Raw genomic sequence first — 20,326 nt, forward strand, 5'->3', positions numbered from 1 at the left:
AGTTAAAGACCCCGGCTCTCAAGCCACAGTTCCAACACGACAAGGATCCATATTAATTCCCCGTAGTAGTTAGCATGCCCGGAGTCATAAACTTGCAAAGCCTGCTCAATAAATGCCGGGAGAAAAATATTCCGGTCTTTCAGCTTGCATAAGGCCTCATTAGTTAAGGCTCTCAATGTTGGCTGCTCTTTCATCCAAACCCCAAAGGGTAACCCAAAACCATGCTTGGACTTTTCCAGGGTTTCATCAGCAAGAAAGCCACGGAAACTCTCCTTGTAGAAATCCCGCAGTTTATCCCCCGGCAGTTTCACATCCACAGGCACGGTACAGCTAAAATCCACCACTTCTTTTTCAAACAAGGGGAAGCGCACCTCTACCCCCGCTTTTTGACACATGCGACTGACTTTAACCAAGTCGTTATCAGCCAGGGTATATTTCCAATCCAGGTACATCATGCGCTCTACCGGGTGGTCATCCTGACATTGGCCGAATCGTTTGCGCTTTGCATTCAATGGCTGAGAGACATCTACATCGGCCAAAAACTCAGGCGTAAAAATAGAGTCCAGCGCAAAGCGATTAAGGAAGTTGTAGGTGTCCATTCTGTCGGGCAAAGGAACATTCGCCTGCTGGACATAACTAAGGGCTTTTTTGAATCCTGGCAGTTTGCCCAAGGGACTATGCAGCAACACCTCCAGTACACTTTTTAGCGGGGATGGAACATTGCCGTAGAGTTCAAAAACCTTTTGCTTGGCGTAACGTTCGTTGCCCCCAAAAATCTCGTCACCACCATCTCCGGCCAACATCACACCGAAACCATGCTCTTTAGCCACTTTGGCACATACAAAAGCCGCCAAAGCAGAAGAATTACCAAAAGGCTGGTCGAAATAACCCGCAACATCAACGAAGTTATCAACGATCTCTTGAGGCTGCAGATAGTGCACATGGTGCTTGGTCGAAAACTGGCGCGCTGTTATCTGGGCATAATGGGTTTCATCATACCCCTTAGCGTCAAACCCAATAGAGAACGTCGGCGCACCTGGTTGGTATTTGGCAAACATACCAGCGACGGTTGAACTATCTAACCCACCACTTAAAAATGCCGCCGAGTTGGGAACGATATTACGTCTTACGGCTTCATCAATAACCTGCTTACATTGCGCCCTCAACTCAGCTTGACTGGCACGACTATATTGGTAAGAGGGACTATAAAGATTCAACTCCTCTACCCCCCCGTCCCTTCCTATCCGTAACTCGGCGCCAGGATTCAGACGGCTTACGCCAGGAAACAGCGTCCTTGGGGAAGGAATGCAATGGAAGAAAGCATAATTAAACAGGGCCTGCTTATCTAACGGGTGGTTGCCTTCTTGCCACTGGGGTTCCAACAGCTTTAGTGAATCGGTAATCCAGTACTCACCCTCTTGTTCCAACCAATACAAAGGAACACTGCCAACGTGATCACTAACAAGACGAAGCTTGCCCTGGCGTTTATCCAGGACAATTAACGCAAAAAAGCCCGCCAACCGGCAATAATATTCGTTTTCAACAACCGCGCTTGGTAACCAGGATATATCAGCAGCGTAATCCTGCCCATATTGTCTCACCCTACCCAGTACACAGACTTGCACATCTTCAGCATCAATCAGGGTTAAGGCATGCTCCGTCTTCACGGTAACGGTAGTGCTCTCCCCCCCCCGATCTTCCCACTGCCAAACGTGTTGATTGACATGCTCTGGGGATTGCATATTGGACTGCAACTGCGTCATACCGGTTAAATCTCCCTACTTAAATAATGCAAATATGTGCTACTGCTGGACTATCTTATCCAACAACGAACAGAAAGTCTTAGCCTGATGCTGACGTGAAAATGCTTCGATATCTGAATCAGGCAAGTAACGGAACGCGTCTTGTGTGATGGCTTGCATAAACTCTCGCAGCACCTTTTTAATCGCCGCGACATCATCCAAGGGTGCCACCATAGCAGCCCCAGATTGGCGAATAACGGAAGCGGTGTCCCCGGATGGATCGGTCAGGGCTAATACGGGGCGCTTGGCCCGAATGTACTCATAGGCTTTAGCTGGCGTCTGATAATTGCAGTTACTGGCCTGCATCAGCAGCAACGCGTCCACCTGTAACATTTCCTGCAACGCAGTTAGATAGTCTGTACCTGGCGCAAGCTCGACCATATCGCCGATGCCGTACTCGCTTATCATGGGCGCAAACAATTCATCATGCCCTGTAGCCCGCAACACCAGTTTTAATTTTCCGAATAACAACTGATCCTCTTGCTTTAATTCAGACAGGGCCTGAAAAAGGGCGCGCGGATCTCGCTCGGCCGGGTAGATAGTACCGCTATGCAATAGGGTAATCTTTTCATCCTGAGCATCTTGCTTTGGCACCTCAGGCAAAGCATCAAACAGCTTACTGTCGTAGCCATTGGGAATAAGCTGCCAGCGGTCAGGTTCGACATCAGGAAACCTAGTCTGATAGAGCTCGACAGCCCCCGGACTGGTAAAAATAATCTTTTTACAGTGCTTAACGGCTTTTTTCTCTATCCAGGCAAAAACGCTACGAATAGCGGGATTGCTCGGGTAAGCATCCTGCAACATAGGATCTCGAAAATCAGCAACCCAAGGTACCCCTGTCAGCTTATGTAAAAAGTAACCTATGATATGAGCCGATGCGATTGGATAAGTAGACAGAATGACATCCGGGCGTTCACGCCTGATCTGCCAATACCCAGCCCACACCCCACCTAGAATCCAACTCTGCCAACGATCGGGAATTGACATCCAGCCCAAATAACGGCCTTTAAAGGAAAAGTGCCGGGCGGTATCTCTGGCAAAAGCCCTCACTACAGAAACCTTATCGGGAATAAACTTGTACTGCGCCTCTGTCCACTGCTGATAGGCCTTTACATCGGCGGTCAACACTCTCACTTTCCAATCGTGCTCAGAAAAATAGCGACTAAATGCCAAAGTGCGATGCACACCACTACTGACTTGAATTGGCGGAAAATGAAAGGCTATGTAAAGAAGACGTTTTGACACCGATAAATCCCTAATTCTGAACGCCCCCTATTTAAGCCTTATTAATATAAGGGTTCAACTCGTTATCTATAAAATATTACTGATATTACTGGTATTTATAAAATGACGGGGAACAGGGCTGGTGTACTTGTGTGATAATCTTCCTATAATGGGCAAAATTAGCAAACATTAATTACGGACCCTATGCCATTATTAAGAATTGCATTATTCATCGTGACACTCAGTGCGTGTTTCCAGCTTTTCGCTAGCCCTAATCGCAACAATCAAAACTGTGGTATTGAGCCAGGTCAGCCTTTAAGTAATGCTTATGGTCCCTGGGATTTCACTAATCCAGCTCACCGACCAAACTTGCCCATTGTCATAAATGCCCACTTTACCAGCTCGGTAGAGAATTTGATTTCAGGGAATCGAGGTAGCCTGATAGCAGATTTAGATTACACCCTGCGAGCAATACCGAACTATCATAGAGCCCTTGCCGCGATGGCAAAGTACCAACGAAAAAACAAACTTGATTTTAAGCTGCTAGATGAGTTCTATACCGCCGAATGTTACTTTAAACGCGCTTTGTACATGCAGCCTGAAGATGCCGTTAGCATGATGCTCTACGCCAGTCATCTTCAACTGACCGGACATCTTGATGATGCCGAAAAGCAATACCTCCATGCCATAAAATTGCAACCTGATAATTCAGAAATCCACTATAATCTAGGGTTGTTGTACATCAAAAAAAATGACATTGATAAAGCATCCAAGCACGCTGACATTGCATACAAAAATAACTATCCACTGTCTGGGCTACGCAACCTGCTTAAGCAAAAATCCGCCAACAGGGAGTAGCGCAGTTTCGCCGGAGATATTAGGCAGCCAAGCAAAGCATGAATCTTTTGTGAATCTCTTTGTTATTCGGCCTGAACTGTAACCTCCGTACTCTAAACTTGATAAGTTTAAAAGCCGTTACACGAGAAAATCATCATGCTTAAAACAGTGTCCGTTCCAATCGTTAGTTTATTTCTCTGCATAACTGGGCTTTTTCCGTTCGAAACCAGAGCCGATTGGGAGAAGTTATCGACAACCAATCAATTCAACGATGTAGCCTATACAAAAGAAGCCCATGACGAACTAGTTAGCGCAACTAACAGTGCTGATTTTTGGGGGGTTATTGGCCCTAAAGCTGTTTTTCTGGCGTGGAACAGCAGTGCATTTGATGCAGCCAACAATAAAATATACTTTTTCGGAGGTGGGCACACCGACTACGGTGGCAATGAAGTCTACCAATTCGATGTCGAACAAAAAAGCTGGGCAAGACTCACCGATCCTGCACCATTAGTCATAGCTGAACCGCACGCAGAGTTACCGGAACACTCTGTTTACCTGCCAGAAAGCACCCCATTAGTGCCTCATACTTATGATGGCATGCTGTGGAATCCGGCTACACAGAGTCTTTGGTTCATCAGCACATCGGGTTATGGAGGTGTGAATCTGCCGCCGCACAAGCCAAGTGTACCGAAGTTATGGGAATTCTCCCCACGCACTAAAACGTGGAAGTCGTATACCATAGATCATCATTTCCCTTACCCCATGTCAGGTGTAAGAAAAAACGGCGACATGCTGTTTTTATCCAACCAATCAGGCAGCAAAGGAATGTTGGTCAAACCTGATGGACGGCAGCAATATTTCACCACGGTGACCGGCCTTGGCGGTGCTTCAAACATCGGCAGCGTATTTGTTCATCCAGAAACAGGGCAGTTTTATAGCTCGCACGATCAGGGGATTTATCAACTTGATGTTATAGGTAACAATCTGCAGGCCACAAAACTTGCCAGCTATCCTCCACTGGAGGAGCTGCATTTTACTATGGATTTTCGCCAAGCCGCCTTTAATTACCGGCCTACCGATAGCAAATTCTATATATGGAATGGCGGCCCGGAGGTCGTGACTTGGAGTCCTCAAACTAAACGTTTTGAAGTTATCTGGAACGAAAACCAAGCAAACACACCAAGCCGCAGTGGCCAAGGCGCAAATCGTGTCTTTGAGAAATTCGTATACCTCGAACAAGACGATCTCTTTGTTGGCTTGCAAAATGCGGAGGATGGCTTGGGCAGTGATGGTGTTTGGACCTGGGTACCAAACGCAAACCCAGAAGATCTAAATACTATCAAGCCTGATGAATTAGAAATCGACGGCACTACAGCCACGTCGGTGTCTTTTCTACTCCCTATTATGGCAGGAGATAAAAACTTCAATGCCAGTGCTTCACTGTGGCTAAAAAAGACCTCTGAAGAGGAATGGCAGCGCAGCCTCGACCTATTCCGCATTCGTCCCGAACTGGTCAGAAATACTAAAAACAACACTGGGCTATCGCCTTCAGCCTTTGCCGGCATTGTCACTGGACTGCATCCTGCCACGGACTATCAGTTTAAAGTCAGTCTTACCGATCCTGATGGGTATACGAAAGACTTGTTTTCACAGGCCTCTACCTCATCACCAGTAGATGTTCAGGCCCCTCCAACGGGCAGAACTGTGCCGGTTGCAAGCGCAGCTGAGCTAAACCAGGCTATTCAAAACCTTCGCCCTGGTGACACTGTTGAACTGGCGCCCGGTATCTACAATACCAAGCTGCTCATTAAGGTTAGTGGCACACCTGACAAACCCATCACAATAAAGGGTAGTGTAGGTCAATTGGCGACTATAGATGCCGGCGGTCAGGGCAGTGCATTGAGTATTAATGCCAACCATATCCATATACGAGACCTGTCTATACAGAACGCAGATACAGGTGTGAGATTATTAGGCAGTACTGAGGATGTATTAATTGCTGGTACCCGCATAGCAAATATCAGTATAGGCATTAACGCAAAAGGCGGGCATCGAACTTTGCGTATTCATAATAATGTTCTTGAGGGGCGCGCAGAGATTGGAGACACCAGCAGCAGCACTTGGAACTATGAAGGTATAGTAGTAACAGGTCAGGATATTGAAGTATCCAACAATACCTTATCTGGGTTTGGCGATGCCTTGGGCATGAGCTGGCAAAGCAGCATTCCCAATAAAAGCATTAACATGCACCACAACAAAGTGCTTTGGTCTGGTGATGACGGGATAGAGTTTGATTTCTCCTTACGTAATGTATCTGTTCATCACAACCTGCTGGCTAATTTAGCTAATGGGCTGAGTTTCCAACCTGTCTGGGGAGGGCCGGTTTATGCCCACCACAATATGGTAATAAATGCAGGAAGAGGCCCGTTAAAAATCAAGCCCGAACAAGACAGCCCAGCTGGCATGATGATTTACCACAATACCTTTATTCGCAGTGATTCTGAGATCAAGTACGGTGGCACATATGCCTGGGTAAACAATAGCGGTCAAATACGCTTACTAGACATTCGTAACAACCTTTTCGTCAGCAGCGGCAATGGCGACACAGTCTTACGCAATGACTCCAAACATGCCCTCACTATCATGGATTACAACGCCTGGACTGCCGACGGCAAATTCGCTTTCAATATAGAGTCTTTGCCTTGGGCGGTTAGCGAACCCAATTTTGCCGAATGGAAAAACTCAGCCTTAGGTAATAATGATGTGCTAGTCAGCCTGGACAAGTTGTTTTCCCAGTACGACAGCAGGGTAGTTGATCAACCCTTTTCTGAATTTCGCGATATTGAGAACATTTCCTTGCAACTGCATCAGGAATCTCAGGCCGCATGGCAGGGCTTAATCATTCCTGGCATCTCCTCCAGCTCGTCAACCACGACTCATATGGGGGCTATTGAGCCTGGTCAGTCAATGCCGCAGACCGGAGCCAACTTGAACCAAGTGCCTTTTTCTGGCGTGTATGCGGCGCCGGACTTCATTCAGGTCGAAGTCAATAAGTCGCGAAGCTTCGATCCAGTGCAAAATGATGTTCACCCTGCTGACCAACCCTTTCAAACCCAGATTGTTGGCACGACATCATCAGAATTTGGCCAACTCCAAGCACAAAGCGATGGTACATTAGTGTTTACGTCGCAAGGTGGGCAACTGGGCTCCAGCGAATTCCAGTACCAGCTGTCCAGCGGGAACGAGAGCTCTGCAGCCCATATCTATATTCAGGTAGTTCCAACGAATCAGGCCCCACAGGCTAATGCCGACCAAGTTGAGGCTAAAGACGGTGAAACGACCGTATTTAGCGCCTACGACCTATTGGCTAACGATACCGATCAAGACGGGGATGAGTTGAGGGTGGTTGCGATAAGCAGTGTTGAGTTTGGGGCTGCCACCCTACTAGACAACGAGATTCAATACACGCCCAAGGAAAACAGCCCAACCAGAGACAGCTTTATATACACCATTGAAGATACCAAGGGAGCGACCGCCAGTGCAAAGGTGACAATAAATGTCATCAGTGGAGGCACTATAGTAGGCACTAGCCAGAGAGATTTTATCGATCTGTCAGGCCGAACTGATTCCTATGTGATTTTAGGTAAGGGCGGACCCGATATCATCACAGGCTCATCCGGTGACGATGTTATCGTTGGCGGTGCACATGAAGATCAAATGTGGGGAGGCCCAGGTAATGATACTTTTCTTTACCATGACACTGACCATGCTAAAGACTGGATTCATGGTGGGGACGGTTTCGATATCATATTGGGCGATGAACATGACAATGTGATCAACGCTTATGAAATTACTGGCATAGAACGCATAGATGGCGGCGATGGTTATGATGTGATTCGTGGAGATAACAGCCGGGTAATTTGGGATTTCTCAGACGTACAGTTGCTCAGCATCGAACTTATTGATGGTGCAAGAGGCCATGACATCATTACAGGCAGCGCCGGCAATGACATCATTCGGGGAGGACCTGGTTCGGATAAAATTGACGGCTGGCGAGGATTCGATATTGTTTTGTACGATGGCAAGTTTAGTGATTATCGAATTGACTTTACCAATGACACCATAATTGTCACGGCATTGGTAAGCGATGAAGGAGTAGATACCTTGCGGCATGTTGAACAGCTGCGCTTTTCTGACAAAACATTCCGTGTCAGGAACTAGAAACAATGCAGCCAGTAAGTTGTCTTACTGGCTGCTTGATGAAAAGTATTTATCCGCCACCACTTTCTCAATCCCTTCGGGCTTTCCAAATAGCAGCCATAACAGCCAGGAAGCCAGCGCATAACTTAGCATGCCAGCCACAATCGCCGCTAAAAGCGCTAAAAAAGCTGGCAGGCTAAACGTCAGTATCCATTCGACCGCAATGACTAAAACCAATGACCCTAGCAATGGACGAACCATCGGCATCAGAATATCCATGACTGACAACCGCAGTAACCACATAATTGAGATCTGACTGGCAAGAAACATCACCCCAGATGTGATAAAAAACGCCTTACCCACTCCTGGCAATCCATACTCGTCGGCCCACAAAAGCAACAAAGGTAAAAAGGCCAACGCCCTTAGCAGGCTAATAATAAACGAAAAGTAAGGCTTACCTAAGGCCATAAAAACATAGGCAATATTGGTTGAAAGCCCCATTAAAACACTGCCGAGCGCTATCCATTGCATTAACGGAACAGCCGCCATCCAGGCCTCACCCAACACAACCTCAACAAACAAAGGGCACACAGCATAAATGCCAACAGCCGCAGGCACACTGATGCCACTGCTCAGCGCTACGGTATTTTTATATGCTCGCTTTAACTCTCGAAGATTTTCTTTGAACTTAGAATAAACAGGAAAAGAAGCCCGGTTGATGGGCGCAGCCATCTCGGTTGTCGGCATGCTGGCGATTTCATTACCAATGGAAAACACCCCCACCGCCGCGGGTGACAAGATACGTCCAAGCACAAGCTCGGTCAGACGGGTATTTACATAGAACAGTACATTGTTGAGTAATAGCCATTTAGAAAAACTAAATAATGCTCCGACAGAAGCCAGGCTGAATTGAGGTCGATAAGGATGCATCACGTAGCTGGCAATCAATCTAATCGCCTGGCTGGCCAACATACCGAATACCAAAGCCCAATAATTTTGCAACGTGAACGCCAAGGTAACAGTGACACAAAAGCTAAGTAACTTAGGAACAACTTGAAATTTCAGCTCTCGACGAAAGTCCAAATTCGTTTGAAAGTCTACAACTCCGATGTTCGACAAGCCGCCTAAAAAGGCTGTCAACGCGATAACCCAGATAACCTCAGTCAAACGAGGGTCGTTGTAAAACTCTGCCACTAGGGGCGCAATAGCCAGTAACACCAGCGCGGTAAACAACCCAAATCCCACTTTAAAGGTCCAGGCGGTGTTGTAGTCTTTTTCGCATTTGGTCTGACGCTGTATCAACGCGGTTTCCAGGCCGAATGCACCAAATAGCTCTATAAAAGCAAAAACGGCCGTTGCAATCGCTACTAACCCGAAGTCTTCTGGTACTAAAAGCCTCGCCAGAATAATTGAACTGACAAGACCTATGCCTTTGACGATAAGGCGGGTCAACAGCATAAAAACAGAGCCGCTAAATAGCTTTCCGTGAATGCTTGCGGTCTGTTGCTCGGTACTTTGTTGTTTTTCTTGTTCTTTTACCATCTCTGGTTCTGCCTACCTGCCCAACCAGAAGGAGCAGTTTCAGCCTGCTTTTTTTGTATTCCCACCACTGCAATAACACCAATAATGGCATACAGAAGATCAAAATAAGCCAGGCTTACATTCAGCCCGGTGATGCCATAGCCCACCAATGACAAAACAATGGCACTTTCTAGGTTCAGGCCTTTTTTGAGTGAGTGCGAGCCAATCCGATTGCGTAGACTTTGCAACAAACTCGACAACAACATACAACAGAACAAAAACAGCCCCACAAAACCAGCGCTCGCCATAACCTGAAAATAAATATTGTGCGCCGCTTTAGGAATTAATTCTGGCGGAATAGGCGGGGTTTCGATAGGCCCAAAGTACGGTGTATCCGGTGCATAAGTTGCCCATAATACAGGGTCTGTGGTGGCCTTAAACCCCCCTCCGGTCATGGGGTTATCTAAAGCAATAAGAGTAGCTATCTTCCATGCCCATAAGCGACCAATAAAAGAGCCATCCTCGGTAGCAGCGGTCTCAACTGTCTGCTGCCGCTCTTTCCACTCTTCCGGGGCATGGCCATAACCAATAGGCAATAAAATTAATGCCAAGATAAGAAACAGTATCTTACGCTGAGACTTAAGCCAAAAAGCAATAGCGAGAACGCACAGGCCAATAAAACCGCCCCGGGAATAAGTACCAATGATGGCGAGAACATTCAAAAGCAACAAACCCAGCAGGCCAAGCTTCAGCATTTTATGCTCAGTTTTAGCCCACAGATAGACTACAAACGGAATACACATATTGATCGCCACGGCCAAGTCATTGCGATCAATAATGATCCCCGCCCGTCCCACAATTCGGTGTCCACCACCAGAGATTAAGAATTTTAATGCCTCCATCCCGGCATATGCAGAGATAGATAGCACCATAGCCCAAATCAGCGTATCAACTTCGTGAGTCCGCCTTACCGTCATAGTGATAAACAAAAACAATGCCACTACCTTGGTAAACTCAATCATCTTTTCCCAGGTGTAGGCATCATCAATACGTAAGCTGAAAATGCTGGATATCAGCATCCAAAACCAAAAAGCAAAAACCCAGAAGTGCAGCTTGGTAAACACAAACTTAGGTTTATCCCTATAAAACATATAAGCCAGTGCAGTGACTAATACGATGGTCAGGTTTAATCTCAAGCTTTGCGAAAAACCAAACGCCCACTGACTAGGTGCGGTAAGTGCAATCCATATCCAAGCTGCTACGCCAATGTAAGGCCGCTTAAAGGTGAAATAGATGGCATAGATCAGAAAGCCAACAAAAAATATATCCCTCACTGATCCCCTCCTTGTTTATTGGACCAGTAAAACAGGTAGCAAACTGCGGCAATATCCGCTAACAGATAAAAACTGTCTATCATGGCGCAACCTTGCTTATTACATAGCGGTATTTCCCAGACTTTTCGGGCTGAATTTCGTCTACAACTTCCACCTCTACACTAACATCCTTACCTAACCTGGCTTGAAAGCCAGCCTGTACTTGCTCGGTCATCGCATCGGTCAATTCCTCTTTCACAACGACTTGAACCCGAGTCTGCAACAAAGTCTCTTGAGTGACTTTAAAGGCTTCAATCCCTGGCAAATCACGTAAAATATAGATAAGAGCGAGCCCATGCATCACAGTGCCATCGGCGGCAACAACAAAGTCGGTACTTCGTCCTTCAATGGACTCCAGCATAGGCAAACCACGGCCGCAGGCACAGGTTTTATCCGACAAGGTGGCAATATCGCCCGTGCGGTAACGCACAAAGGGGAATTCGCTGTTTCCCAGATGAGTCACAACTATTTCGCCGCTTTGCCCGGCAGGTAACGGGTTACCTTGCGGGTCAACAATTTCGACGACAATATCCTCAAAGGACATATGCATGCCCCCGGACGGACATTCATGAGCAATAAACCCCGCATCCCGGCCACCGTAACCATTGGCCACCGGGCAGCCAAATACGCTGGATATGGTCTCACGCTGGTAAGGATAGAGGCGCTCCGATGTCACAAAGGCAACTTTAATACCCAAGTCATCTAACCGGATTCCTTGCTTCTTCGCGGTTTTGGCAATTAATTCAAACACCGACGGATAACCAAACAACATTTTGGGTCTAAGAGTGCGAATCTGCTCAATAAAGCCCAGCAGTTTTTGCTCGGTCATATCAAAGGCCGGAATCAAGGTGGAACGGAACAACTTATCTCGGGCTAAACGCACCTTATCCTGAGCCCCTAGCTCAATGGGGGAGCCCCAGGCGACAATCTCCGTATCACCGATATCTACCCCCCACCAACGGGTGGCCCGCCATTTCTCGGCTACATCATGAGAAACACGTTCGTTACCCAGCAAAAACACCAGCGGCTGGCCACTGGAGCCGCCTGTATTAAAGCGCTGTAAGGGGCCTGCCTGGGAAGAGGTTAAGGCTGAAAAATTCTCGCGGATAATGCTCTTAGTTAGAAATGGCAGCTTGGCTAAATCAGCCGGGGACGTGATATCTGTAGGTTTCAAACCCAGTTCATCAAACACCTGTTGATAATAAGGCACTTGGGCATAAATCTTTTGCATAAAGTTAGCCAAGCGCTGTGACTGCACTGCTCTCAGCTCAGTAGGCGACTGCCATTGGCTATGTTCCAGTGCTTTGCGGATACGCACTGTAGTATGCTTTTTCAGGCGCTCATGCAAGGGAAAGAGAAAGCTGGAAACAACACGGGTATACAATGACATCAGTTAGCCTTATCTGTTTTACTACACAGCGCGCGATACAGCGCTATCCATTGAGCTATAACTTTATCCTGATGAAAGCGCTCAACACTTATCAACGCATTTTGCTGCACCTTGGTATAAAGCGATTTGTCATCCAACAACATTAATGCAGACTCGGCCAGGGCTTCGGCATCATCCGGACTGACCAGCAAGCCGTTTTCTCCGCTTTGCAGCAAAAAAGGAATGCCGCCCACATCTGAGCTGACCACTGGCACAGCGCAGGCCATAGCTTCAATCAGTGAGTTGGGACTGTTATCCACCCGGCTGGCATTAAGCATCAAATGAGCACTCTGATACAAAGCCACCATTTGCACTTGATTCAACCGCCCACAGAAGGTCACCTTGTCAGCAATGGCCAGACGCTCGGCCAGCTCCTCCAGCTCACTTTGCTGAGGTCCAGAGCCTGCCACGGTCAATCGAGCTTCAGGGTATTTTTTTTCCAGCTTGGCAAAAGCCTCTAATATCACATCATTACCGTAAATATGTTCCAGATTGCGGGTACTGATAAGATGTAATGAGGCCGGTAGCTTATGAATCGCCGGACAAAAACGCTCGGCATCCAGGATATTGGGTATCACCTCAGCATCGGTGTCATAACGGACAAACACTTGCTGTAGAAATCCAGAGGGCACCACGACACGGGCCGCTTTCTTGATACTACCGCGCACCTTTGACCAAGAGCGTTGAAAGAAGCTTTCTGCATGTCCGCCACGGTAGTTAACTATCACCGGCGTATTCAACCAATGGGCAACCCAAATACAAGGCATAGCAAACAGGTACCATGACCAACCACTATTAGCCATCATATGGACCACGTCGGCCCGGCGGATTTCGCGATAAAGGGTCAGAAAATACGGTAGCAGTCTGAACAGGGCGCGCAATACGGGAATCTTACCGACCCAAGCAGGACGATACGCGGCATTGGTCGCCACCAGCGCCACATCGAGATCCTGCCCGTTCAGCAAATCTACCAACTGACGGGTTTGCCCAGCCATACCTCCTGCTGGCGGCGGAATGGGGCCGACAATACAAACTCGCACCGTTCCCCCTACCCTTTTAATGCTTGGTAAACAGGCTGATAGCGGGCCACGGAGTTAGCCCAGTTACGCTGATTCTCTACGAAAGCCCTACCTTGCTTGATAATATTCGACCAACAGCCCGGGTCGGCAAACACAGTGCGGATTTTTTCTGCCAGGGCGGGAATATCATTACTGGCAAATAGCCAGCCCGTTTCGCCATCCGCGATCAACTCGCGATGCCCACCCACATCAGAGGCCAACAAAAGCTTACCCTGTGCCATGGCCTCCAGAGGCTTAAGGGGCGTAACCAATTCGGTCAGTCGCATAGACTTACGCGGATAAACTAACAAATCGACCAGACTGTAGTAACGTGACACATCCTGATGCGGCACTCTGCCTGGCATCACCACGACATCCTGCAGATTTAATTCTTTAATCAGTTGCCTGATATTGTCTTCCTGTGGGCCACCACCGACCAACAGCAGGCGAATATCTGGATTAGCAGCCAGTGCCAGTGGCATGGCCCTGACCAGTAAGTCCAGCCCCTCATAGGCATAAAACGAGCCAATAAAACCCAATACTTGCTTGCCCTCTAAGCCCAATTCGCTTAAGAGTGCAGCATCCTTATGCTCAATAAGATTGAACTGTTCAATATTCACCGCATTGGGAATCACTGTAATCTTATCGCTGGGCACCTGACGGGTTAGCAGGTCATTACGCAGCCCTTCACAGATAGTGGTCACCGCATTGGCATGCTTTACCACATAAGTTTCTAGCTTGCGGGTTAAACGATAACGCAGATCCCCTTCCCTGCAGGTACCATGGTCAACTGCGGCATCTTCCCAAAAAGCGCGAATTTCATACACCACAGGCAAACCACTCTTACGCCCGGCCTGCAGCGCAGCCACGCCATTTAATGCAGGGGAATGGGCATGGATAATATCTGGCTTTTCCTGCTCAATGGCCTCCAAAATACGCTGGCGCATGGGGGCAATCAGGGCCATCTGATTCACTGCCGGGATCTTACTCAGCAAGCCCGGCGAGGCTGACGTACGATAAAAACGTAAGCCATCCACTTCCTCGATATCCTGCTCAAAGGCCCCGTGTTTGGGGCTTGTCACATGACAAGTCTGCCAGCCCAACGCATGCTGCTGCTTAAGAATAGAGCGGGTACGAAAGGTGTAGCCGCTGTGCAGTGGAATGGAATGATCCAGCACATGCAGAATTTTCATTATGCCGCTCCCGATTGCTGGCGCAGGAAAGACTCGAACATCATCATGGTCCACAATGGCGCACTATTATCGCGCAGGCCATTAACGTGGTCGGAAATCAGTTTGCGAATCTGTTTCTCATCAAAATAGCCAGCGTCCAGCATCTGAGTTGAGAGCAAGTTGTCATACAGTCGGCTTTTCAGTGGACCTCGGAACCAATCAGCCAGTGGTACGGCAAAGCCCATTTTCTTGCGATACAACACATCTTCAGGCAGATGCGGCTCCAGCGCCTTTTTAAACGAGTACTTGCCAATGCCGTCGTGCAGATTGTGATTAGACGGGGTTTTAAATGCCCATTCGACAAACTTATGGTCGAGAATCGGTACCCTGACCTCCAGAGAATGTGCCATGGACGCCCGGTCAACCTTAGTCAGGATATCGCCGACCAGATAGGTCTTCATATCCAGATACTGGGCAATTTTCATTGGATCCAGGTGTTTAACCTTGTCTGCATAGCGTTCAAATACCGCTAAAGAACTGTAGCCATTCAAGCGCTGACGGAAATCAGCAGAAAACAACTTAGCCCGCTCATCGGCGCGCAAAATGGACATAGAGTTGTGGTAGCCCTGTACGGTATCCATGGCCATCGACTGAAAGGTCGTTTTAGCCCGCAGGAACTTAGGCGCCCAATCAAGCTTTGGATACAGGCTGCCAAGGGGTTTAAACAATGGCCGGCGCAATCCTAAGGGCAACAAATTGCGCACCCGCTCTTCGTGCAGGTGCATTTTATAGCGACGATAACCGGCAAACAGCTCATCGCCACCGTCACCTGACAAGGCCACAGTCACATGCTTGCGCGCCAGTTCGCAGACCCGGTAGGTGGGAATTGCAGAACTGTCGGCATAAGGCTCATCATAGAGGTCGGCCAGTTTATCTATTAAATCAAAGTCATTTTGACTGACCGTTTCAACCCTGTGGTTGGTCTGGTAGCGATCGGCTACCATCTGCGCAAACTCGGTTTCATTAAAGGCTTTAACATCAAAGCCTATGGCACAGGTATTAACGGGATCAGATTGCAACTGCGACATCAACGCAACCACACCGCTGGAGTCCACCCCGCCGGACAAAAATGCCCCCAGAGGCACATCCGCCACCATGCGAATATCGACGGCTTCCTTAAGCCTGTCAATGAGTTGCTCCTGCACTTCGCTTTCGCTCAGTGGCGTCTGCCAGTCGGTGGGGATATCCCAGTATTGTCGCGGCTCAGGCAATGCGGTCATTCCACGACGTACCAACATACAGTGCCCAGGAGAAAGCTTGTAACTGTGCTCATACACTGTATGCGGCTCAGGTATATAACCGAAGGTAAAATAATCTTCCAGAGTGGTTTCACGCAGGCGGTTGTCGAACAGCGGGTGCTGTTTCAGCACTTTGAGTTCAGAACCAAAGGCCAGCTCACCGTTGCTCAGCAGACTGTAATACATGGGCTTGATGCCCAGGCGATCACGGGCCATAAACAAACATTGCTGCTGCCTGTCCCAAATAGCAAAAGCAAACATGCCGCGCAAATGATGGACACAGTCTTCGCCCCACTCCAGCCAAGCATTCAGTATGGTTTCTGTATCGCCATGGGTCTTAAACTGATACCCCTTAGTAGACAATTCCTTATGCAATTCGCGAAAATTATAAATTTCGCCGTTAAATACTACGCAGGCGCGTTCACAGGCACTTAGCATCGGCTGCGGGCTGCCTTCCAAATCAATAATGGAAAGGCGTCTATGGGCCAACCCGACACCAGGATCAAAAAAATAGTCCCCAGCATCAGGTCCACGATGTTGCTGCCTGTCATTCATCACAGACAAAATCTGCGGGTCAGGTTGCCCCTGTTCTCCAAGCTGAAATATACCTGCTATTCCGCACATTCTAATCCGTCCTCAGCGCGCTGCTCGTTGATAAAGTTGTTGATATTTTCCTACCATGTTAGCCAGACTGAACTGACTGTGGCAGTGTTGTCGTGCCTGTTCGCCTTCTAGTCCTGCCAGTTCAGGACGCGCTATATAGCGAGTCATAGCGCTGACCAGCACACCGACATCGTTAACTGGAATTAAATTATTTGCCTTATGCTCAGGCGGCATCAAATCAGGGTTACCACCTACATCAGTGGCAATCACAGGTAGCCCACTGGCCATAGCCTCCAAAAAGGTATTAGAAATGCCTTCTGCCAGAGACGGCAGCACAAACACTTGCATGCGCTGCATAAGCGCCGGTACATCGGCCCGATCACCGGCAAACCAAACCTGAGTCTGTAAACCCGCAAGCTCAACCTGTTGCTCTAACTTAGTGCGGGTGCCACCATCACCGACCAGGAGCAGACGCAGCTGCTTCCCCGCTTCACCTTGCTCTGCCACTAACTGAGAAAACGCTTGCACTAAATACTGTTGGTTTTTCACATCAGCTAGTCGTCCAACCGTGCCAAACACTAGGCTGGCATTGCTGAAAAACGCTTCAGGTAACGGGCCTTGCGCAGTTTGCACAGTGTCGAATTTGTCCAACTGCACACCGTTACAGATATGCGTAACCCGACCGGCGGGTACGCCTATTTTATCGGTTAGATAAATACGCGCTTCGGAAGACAAAGCCACAAAATGATGGATAAAGGGCTTTATAAAACGTCTCAGTCTCTGGTATTTGGGGTTGGTTCCACCCACATCGGTCATATCCCAGCCGTGCTCACCATGAATGCGCAGCGGCACACGTCGCCACCAGCCCACCAATTGACTTTCGATGGTGGCAAGATTTCGACTATGCAGCAGATCAGGTTTGAGCGTCTTTAGCAGTTTATTTAACCGCGAATAGACCCCCCAATCATGGCCGTCCTTTTTTTCCAGGTCATAGTATTCGACGTTAGTGGTCTTCACCCGGCTGGCAAAGGTCGGATTAACCCCCTTATGGGTAATAATACTGTGACGAAAATCAGCCTCGGGCAGGTTGTTGATCAGGTTCACCACCCCGTTCTCCAAGCCACCGGTATCAAACCGGTAAATAACATGGGCAATATGGACGGGTTTATTGCTCATGCAAGCCCTCTCGAAGATCTTGTGCAAACCAGTGACGAGCTGCAGCTTCAAATTCGGCTTGATCGGCATACGCCTCTTCTGGGGCTGAGATAACCACGACGAGGCCCGCTTGCACTTGTCCGAGCAATGCCTGCAAAGCTTGTCCAAGTTTGATTTCCAGGGTATTTGGGGTTTGCTGCCAGGCCGTCACATAGGTATGCGCCACCCATCGACGCTGGCCTAAGGTATTGGTTATTTCCATTACTTGGTAGCCTGGTTTGGCGGATACCGACACCCTCGACCAAACACTATCGAGATACAACTGATTCAGGCTGTTTATCATCTCCGCAGTCTCATCGTTGCGATTGTAAAAGATAAAAAACACCTCAGTTTCGCCTTCTTCAAGCCTGCGCACTGTGCTCGCATTTTTAAAGACAGGATACCAAGTCTTTGCTGATTCCTTGTTCCAGTTATCAAAAGCCATCAGAAAGGCCGGCTCACCCGCTGGCTTAAGGTTGGCGGCTGAGTGCTTGTACAAGATGGCTGACAAACATAACAACAATAAAGGTATAACCGGAGTAAAACGCTTGAAGGTTAACGCTTGTGTACTTTGGACTTGGGGGGGGACATCGCTCCGTTCAGGATCTCGCCAAATATTGCCGATGCTGAACATAACGAAGATGACAATGCCAAAAAACAGCCAACCGTAAACTAAATGATCTACGCCAGTGGCATATTTCATATCAGACATATAAGCAATTAACACAATACCAAAAGCGCGCAATCCATTTGCAACGATCGGCAAAAGCAAAGAAAATGCTATAAAAATTAGTCTCTTATGCCATTTTTGATAAGTCAGATACGCAAACAAAGTACCGAGTGAAAAGGAAGCTATCAGATAACGGATACCCGAACATGCAACGGCCACTTCAAACAGGCCTCCAGGCACAGCAATGTACAAACCGTCTCGGAACACAGGAATGTCGGTTAGGCGCAGCGCCGCAACAGTAATGTCCGCAGTCACATCTTGCAACCAGGGGATCAGGAATTCCCCTTCCGGCACACTGAACATCCAGAACAACAACGCAAACAGCATGCTACGGCATACTGCATTCCCCAAAACTAACCAATAAAACATAGGCAGTAAGGCGAATGTCGCAAACTGCTCGACAGCGGCAAGCTGAGCCAGGCTGCCAAATAACCAAAGTATCAGCAACCCAAAGATCGGCAATAAAGCCCAGTAATTATGTGCAACTTTTTGTTGCGTTAAGCGTGGCCAGTTACGTCTGATTAGGTAAATGCAGATAGGCAGTATTAAGAAACAATGAGCAAAAGTTTCAGAGCGCTCCCAGATCGCCACCGTCGCCATGACCGTAGGGAAAAACAAAATCCCCCACAGTAAAAAGATAAGCGACATAAGGAACAATAACTGATGGCCAGGCTTTCTGTTAGTCATGATTTAACTTCCCTACCAGCTTATCCATAACAGCCTGCCACTGATAATGGGCACCAATCCAATGTAGATTTTCCTGGCCGATTTGCGAGCCGGTATGTGGATTTGCAATAAGTTGCAGACAGCAACGCATAAAATCATCGGCTTCATCGTGCACCATGGGCAACTGAGAAGGCGGTAAATTAATGCCTTCTGCCGCCATTTGTGTCATCACTACAGACTTACCCATGGCCATGGCCTCCAGCACCTTATTCTGGATCCCTCTGGCAATTCGAAGCGGCGCTACCGCGAAGGTGGCATGGGCGATGTACGCCCGGATATCTTCCACCCTACCCGTCACCACGACGCCGTCCACTTCAGCTAACTGCCATACTTTCTCGGTCGGATTACCACCGACAATGGCAAACTGAAGATCCGCGTGCTGCTTTCGAATACCAGGCCAGACGTGTTTGACAAACCACACCACGGCATCAACATTGGCCCAGTAATCCATGGCACCGGTAAAGACCAGATAAGGTTGCGTAAAGGGAGACTGTCCTGCGGCTGCGGGGGTAAAAAACGCGGTATCCACCCCATTGGGAAAAGCAAACACCTTAGCGGCTAATTCGGCAGCCAAGGGCTTAGCAAAAAACGCAGCCTCTTCTGAAGAAACAAAACTCACCGCATCAAAATCGCGGGTTATCTTCTGCTCATAACAAGCCAGAGTATTAGCTTCATAGGTATAAACGGCTTTCATCAACGGATTGGTGGCTTTTTCAGCGTATTGGCGCCACTTGTCTGAATCCACATCAACAAAATCAGCAACCCGATGTAAGCCTGGCTGCTTTTCTACATAACGGCACATAGCCGAACTGTACAAAAACACTTTTTGAATGCCTTCGGCTTTGATCTTGTGGTCAACCCACCTTTGTAACTGCGAGTCATGGAAATAGGTCAGTGAAATAGGCTTGCCCAGCAACATCCCCAACAAACCTTTAAGTTTCCCCCACAATGGACGCAACGGACGCACCAATTGGTCACAGCTGTATTGCTTTAAGACATCAGCGTACTGCCAGTCATTAGGGTCATCCACTAAGGTTCCCAGATGAATGTCATAACGATGACTTAATTCCTTCAAAATATGAAAGGAACGGATCTTATCCCCTTTATTGGGTGGAAACGGAATACGATGGCATAAGAAAAGTAACGGTTCCTTGTTCAT

General features: G+C 48.1%; 13 protein-coding genes. 2 read left to right on the forward strand and 11 right to left on the reverse strand.

All coding sequences use genetic code 11. From position 1 onward, the window contains the following. Positions 1-2: 2 nt before the first annotated feature. The gene (locus tag IEX02_RS00810; protein ID WP_229701965.1) at positions 3-1,763 is read right to left on the reverse strand and encodes an asparagine synthetase B family protein; all 1,761 of its coding nucleotides are present in this window, start codon (positions 1,761-1,763) and stop codon (positions 3-5) included. Positions 1,764-1,802: 39 nt separating this feature from the next. Further along, entirely contained in the window at positions 1,803-3,047 is a 1,245-nt protein-coding gene (locus IEX02_RS00815; protein ID WP_188688863.1) for a glycosyltransferase, read from the reverse strand. Positions 3,048-3,230: 183 nt separating this feature from the next. Between IEX02_RS00815 and IEX02_RS00820 the strand changes: the two genes are divergently transcribed. Further along, positions 3,231-3,884, forward strand: coding sequence for a tetratricopeptide repeat protein (locus IEX02_RS00820; RefSeq protein WP_188688866.1), 654 nt, complete (start codon positions 3,231-3,233; stop codon positions 3,882-3,884). A gap of 135 nt (positions 3,885-4,019) precedes the next feature. Then, positions 4,020-8,084: an Ig-like domain-containing protein gene (locus tag IEX02_RS00825; protein ID WP_188688869.1), complete on the forward strand. Its 4,065-nt coding sequence runs from the start codon at positions 4,020-4,022 to the stop codon at positions 8,082-8,084. Positions 8,085-8,108: 24 nt separating this feature from the next. Here IEX02_RS00825 and IEX02_RS00830 read toward each other — a convergent pair whose 3' ends face one another. The 9 genes from IEX02_RS00830 to IEX02_RS00870 all read right to left on the reverse strand — a co-directional run bounded on the left by IEX02_RS00830 (position 8,109) and on the right by IEX02_RS00870 (position 20,326). Then, positions 8,109-9,605: a lipopolysaccharide biosynthesis protein gene (locus IEX02_RS00830; protein WP_188688872.1), complete on the reverse strand. Its 1,497-nt coding sequence runs from the start codon at positions 9,603-9,605 to the stop codon at positions 8,109-8,111. Beyond that, positions 9,599-10,918: a putative O-glycosylation ligase, exosortase A system-associated gene (locus IEX02_RS00835; protein ID WP_188688875.1), complete on the reverse strand. Its 1,320-nt coding sequence runs from the start codon at positions 10,916-10,918 to the stop codon at positions 9,599-9,601. The genes IEX02_RS00830 and IEX02_RS00835 overlap by 7 nt, the downstream gene beginning before the upstream one ends. Positions 10,919-10,997: 79 nt before the next feature. Beyond that, the gene (locus IEX02_RS00840; RefSeq protein WP_229701967.1) at positions 10,998-12,347 is read right to left on the reverse strand and encodes a phenylacetate--CoA ligase family protein; all 1,350 of its coding nucleotides are present in this window, start codon (positions 12,345-12,347) and stop codon (positions 10,998-11,000) included. After that, positions 12,347-13,381, reverse strand: a complete 1,035-nt coding sequence (locus IEX02_RS00845) for a glycosyltransferase family 4 protein (protein ID WP_188688879.1) — start codon at positions 13,379-13,381, stop codon at positions 12,347-12,349. The genes IEX02_RS00840 and IEX02_RS00845 overlap by 1 nt, the downstream gene beginning before the upstream one ends. Positions 13,382-13,434: 53 nt before the next feature. Continuing rightward, positions 13,435-14,637, reverse strand: a complete 1,203-nt coding sequence (locus tag IEX02_RS00850) for a TIGR04063 family PEP-CTERM/XrtA system glycosyltransferase (protein WP_188688882.1) — start codon at positions 14,635-14,637, stop codon at positions 13,435-13,437. Continuing rightward, complete coding sequence (locus IEX02_RS00855; protein WP_188688887.1) at positions 14,637-16,538, reverse strand: XrtA/PEP-CTERM system amidotransferase; 1,902 nt, start codon at positions 16,536-16,538, stop codon at positions 14,637-14,639. Before IEX02_RS00855 ends, IEX02_RS00850 begins: the two co-directional genes overlap by 1 nt. 12 nt (positions 16,539-16,550) lie before the next feature. Further along, entirely contained in the window at positions 16,551-17,693 is a 1,143-nt protein-coding gene (locus IEX02_RS00860; RefSeq protein ID WP_188688889.1) for a TIGR03088 family PEP-CTERM/XrtA system glycosyltransferase, read from the reverse strand. Beyond that, positions 17,683-19,089 carry an exosortase A gene (xrtA, locus tag IEX02_RS00865; RefSeq protein WP_188688893.1) on the reverse strand — a complete coding sequence of 469 codons (1,407 nt, stop codon included), beginning with the start codon at positions 19,087-19,089 and terminating at the stop codon, positions 17,683-17,685. Before xrtA ends, IEX02_RS00860 begins: the two co-directional genes overlap by 11 nt. A 31-nt stretch (positions 19,090-19,120) precedes the next feature. After that, complete coding sequence (locus tag IEX02_RS00870; protein ID WP_188688896.1) at positions 19,121-20,326, reverse strand: TIGR03087 family PEP-CTERM/XrtA system glycosyltransferase; 1,206 nt, start codon at positions 20,324-20,326, stop codon at positions 19,121-19,123.

The organism is Bowmanella pacifica (genome assembly GCF_014645355.1).
Taxonomy (GTDB): domain Bacteria; phylum Pseudomonadota; class Gammaproteobacteria; order Enterobacterales; family Alteromonadaceae; genus Bowmanella; species Bowmanella pacifica.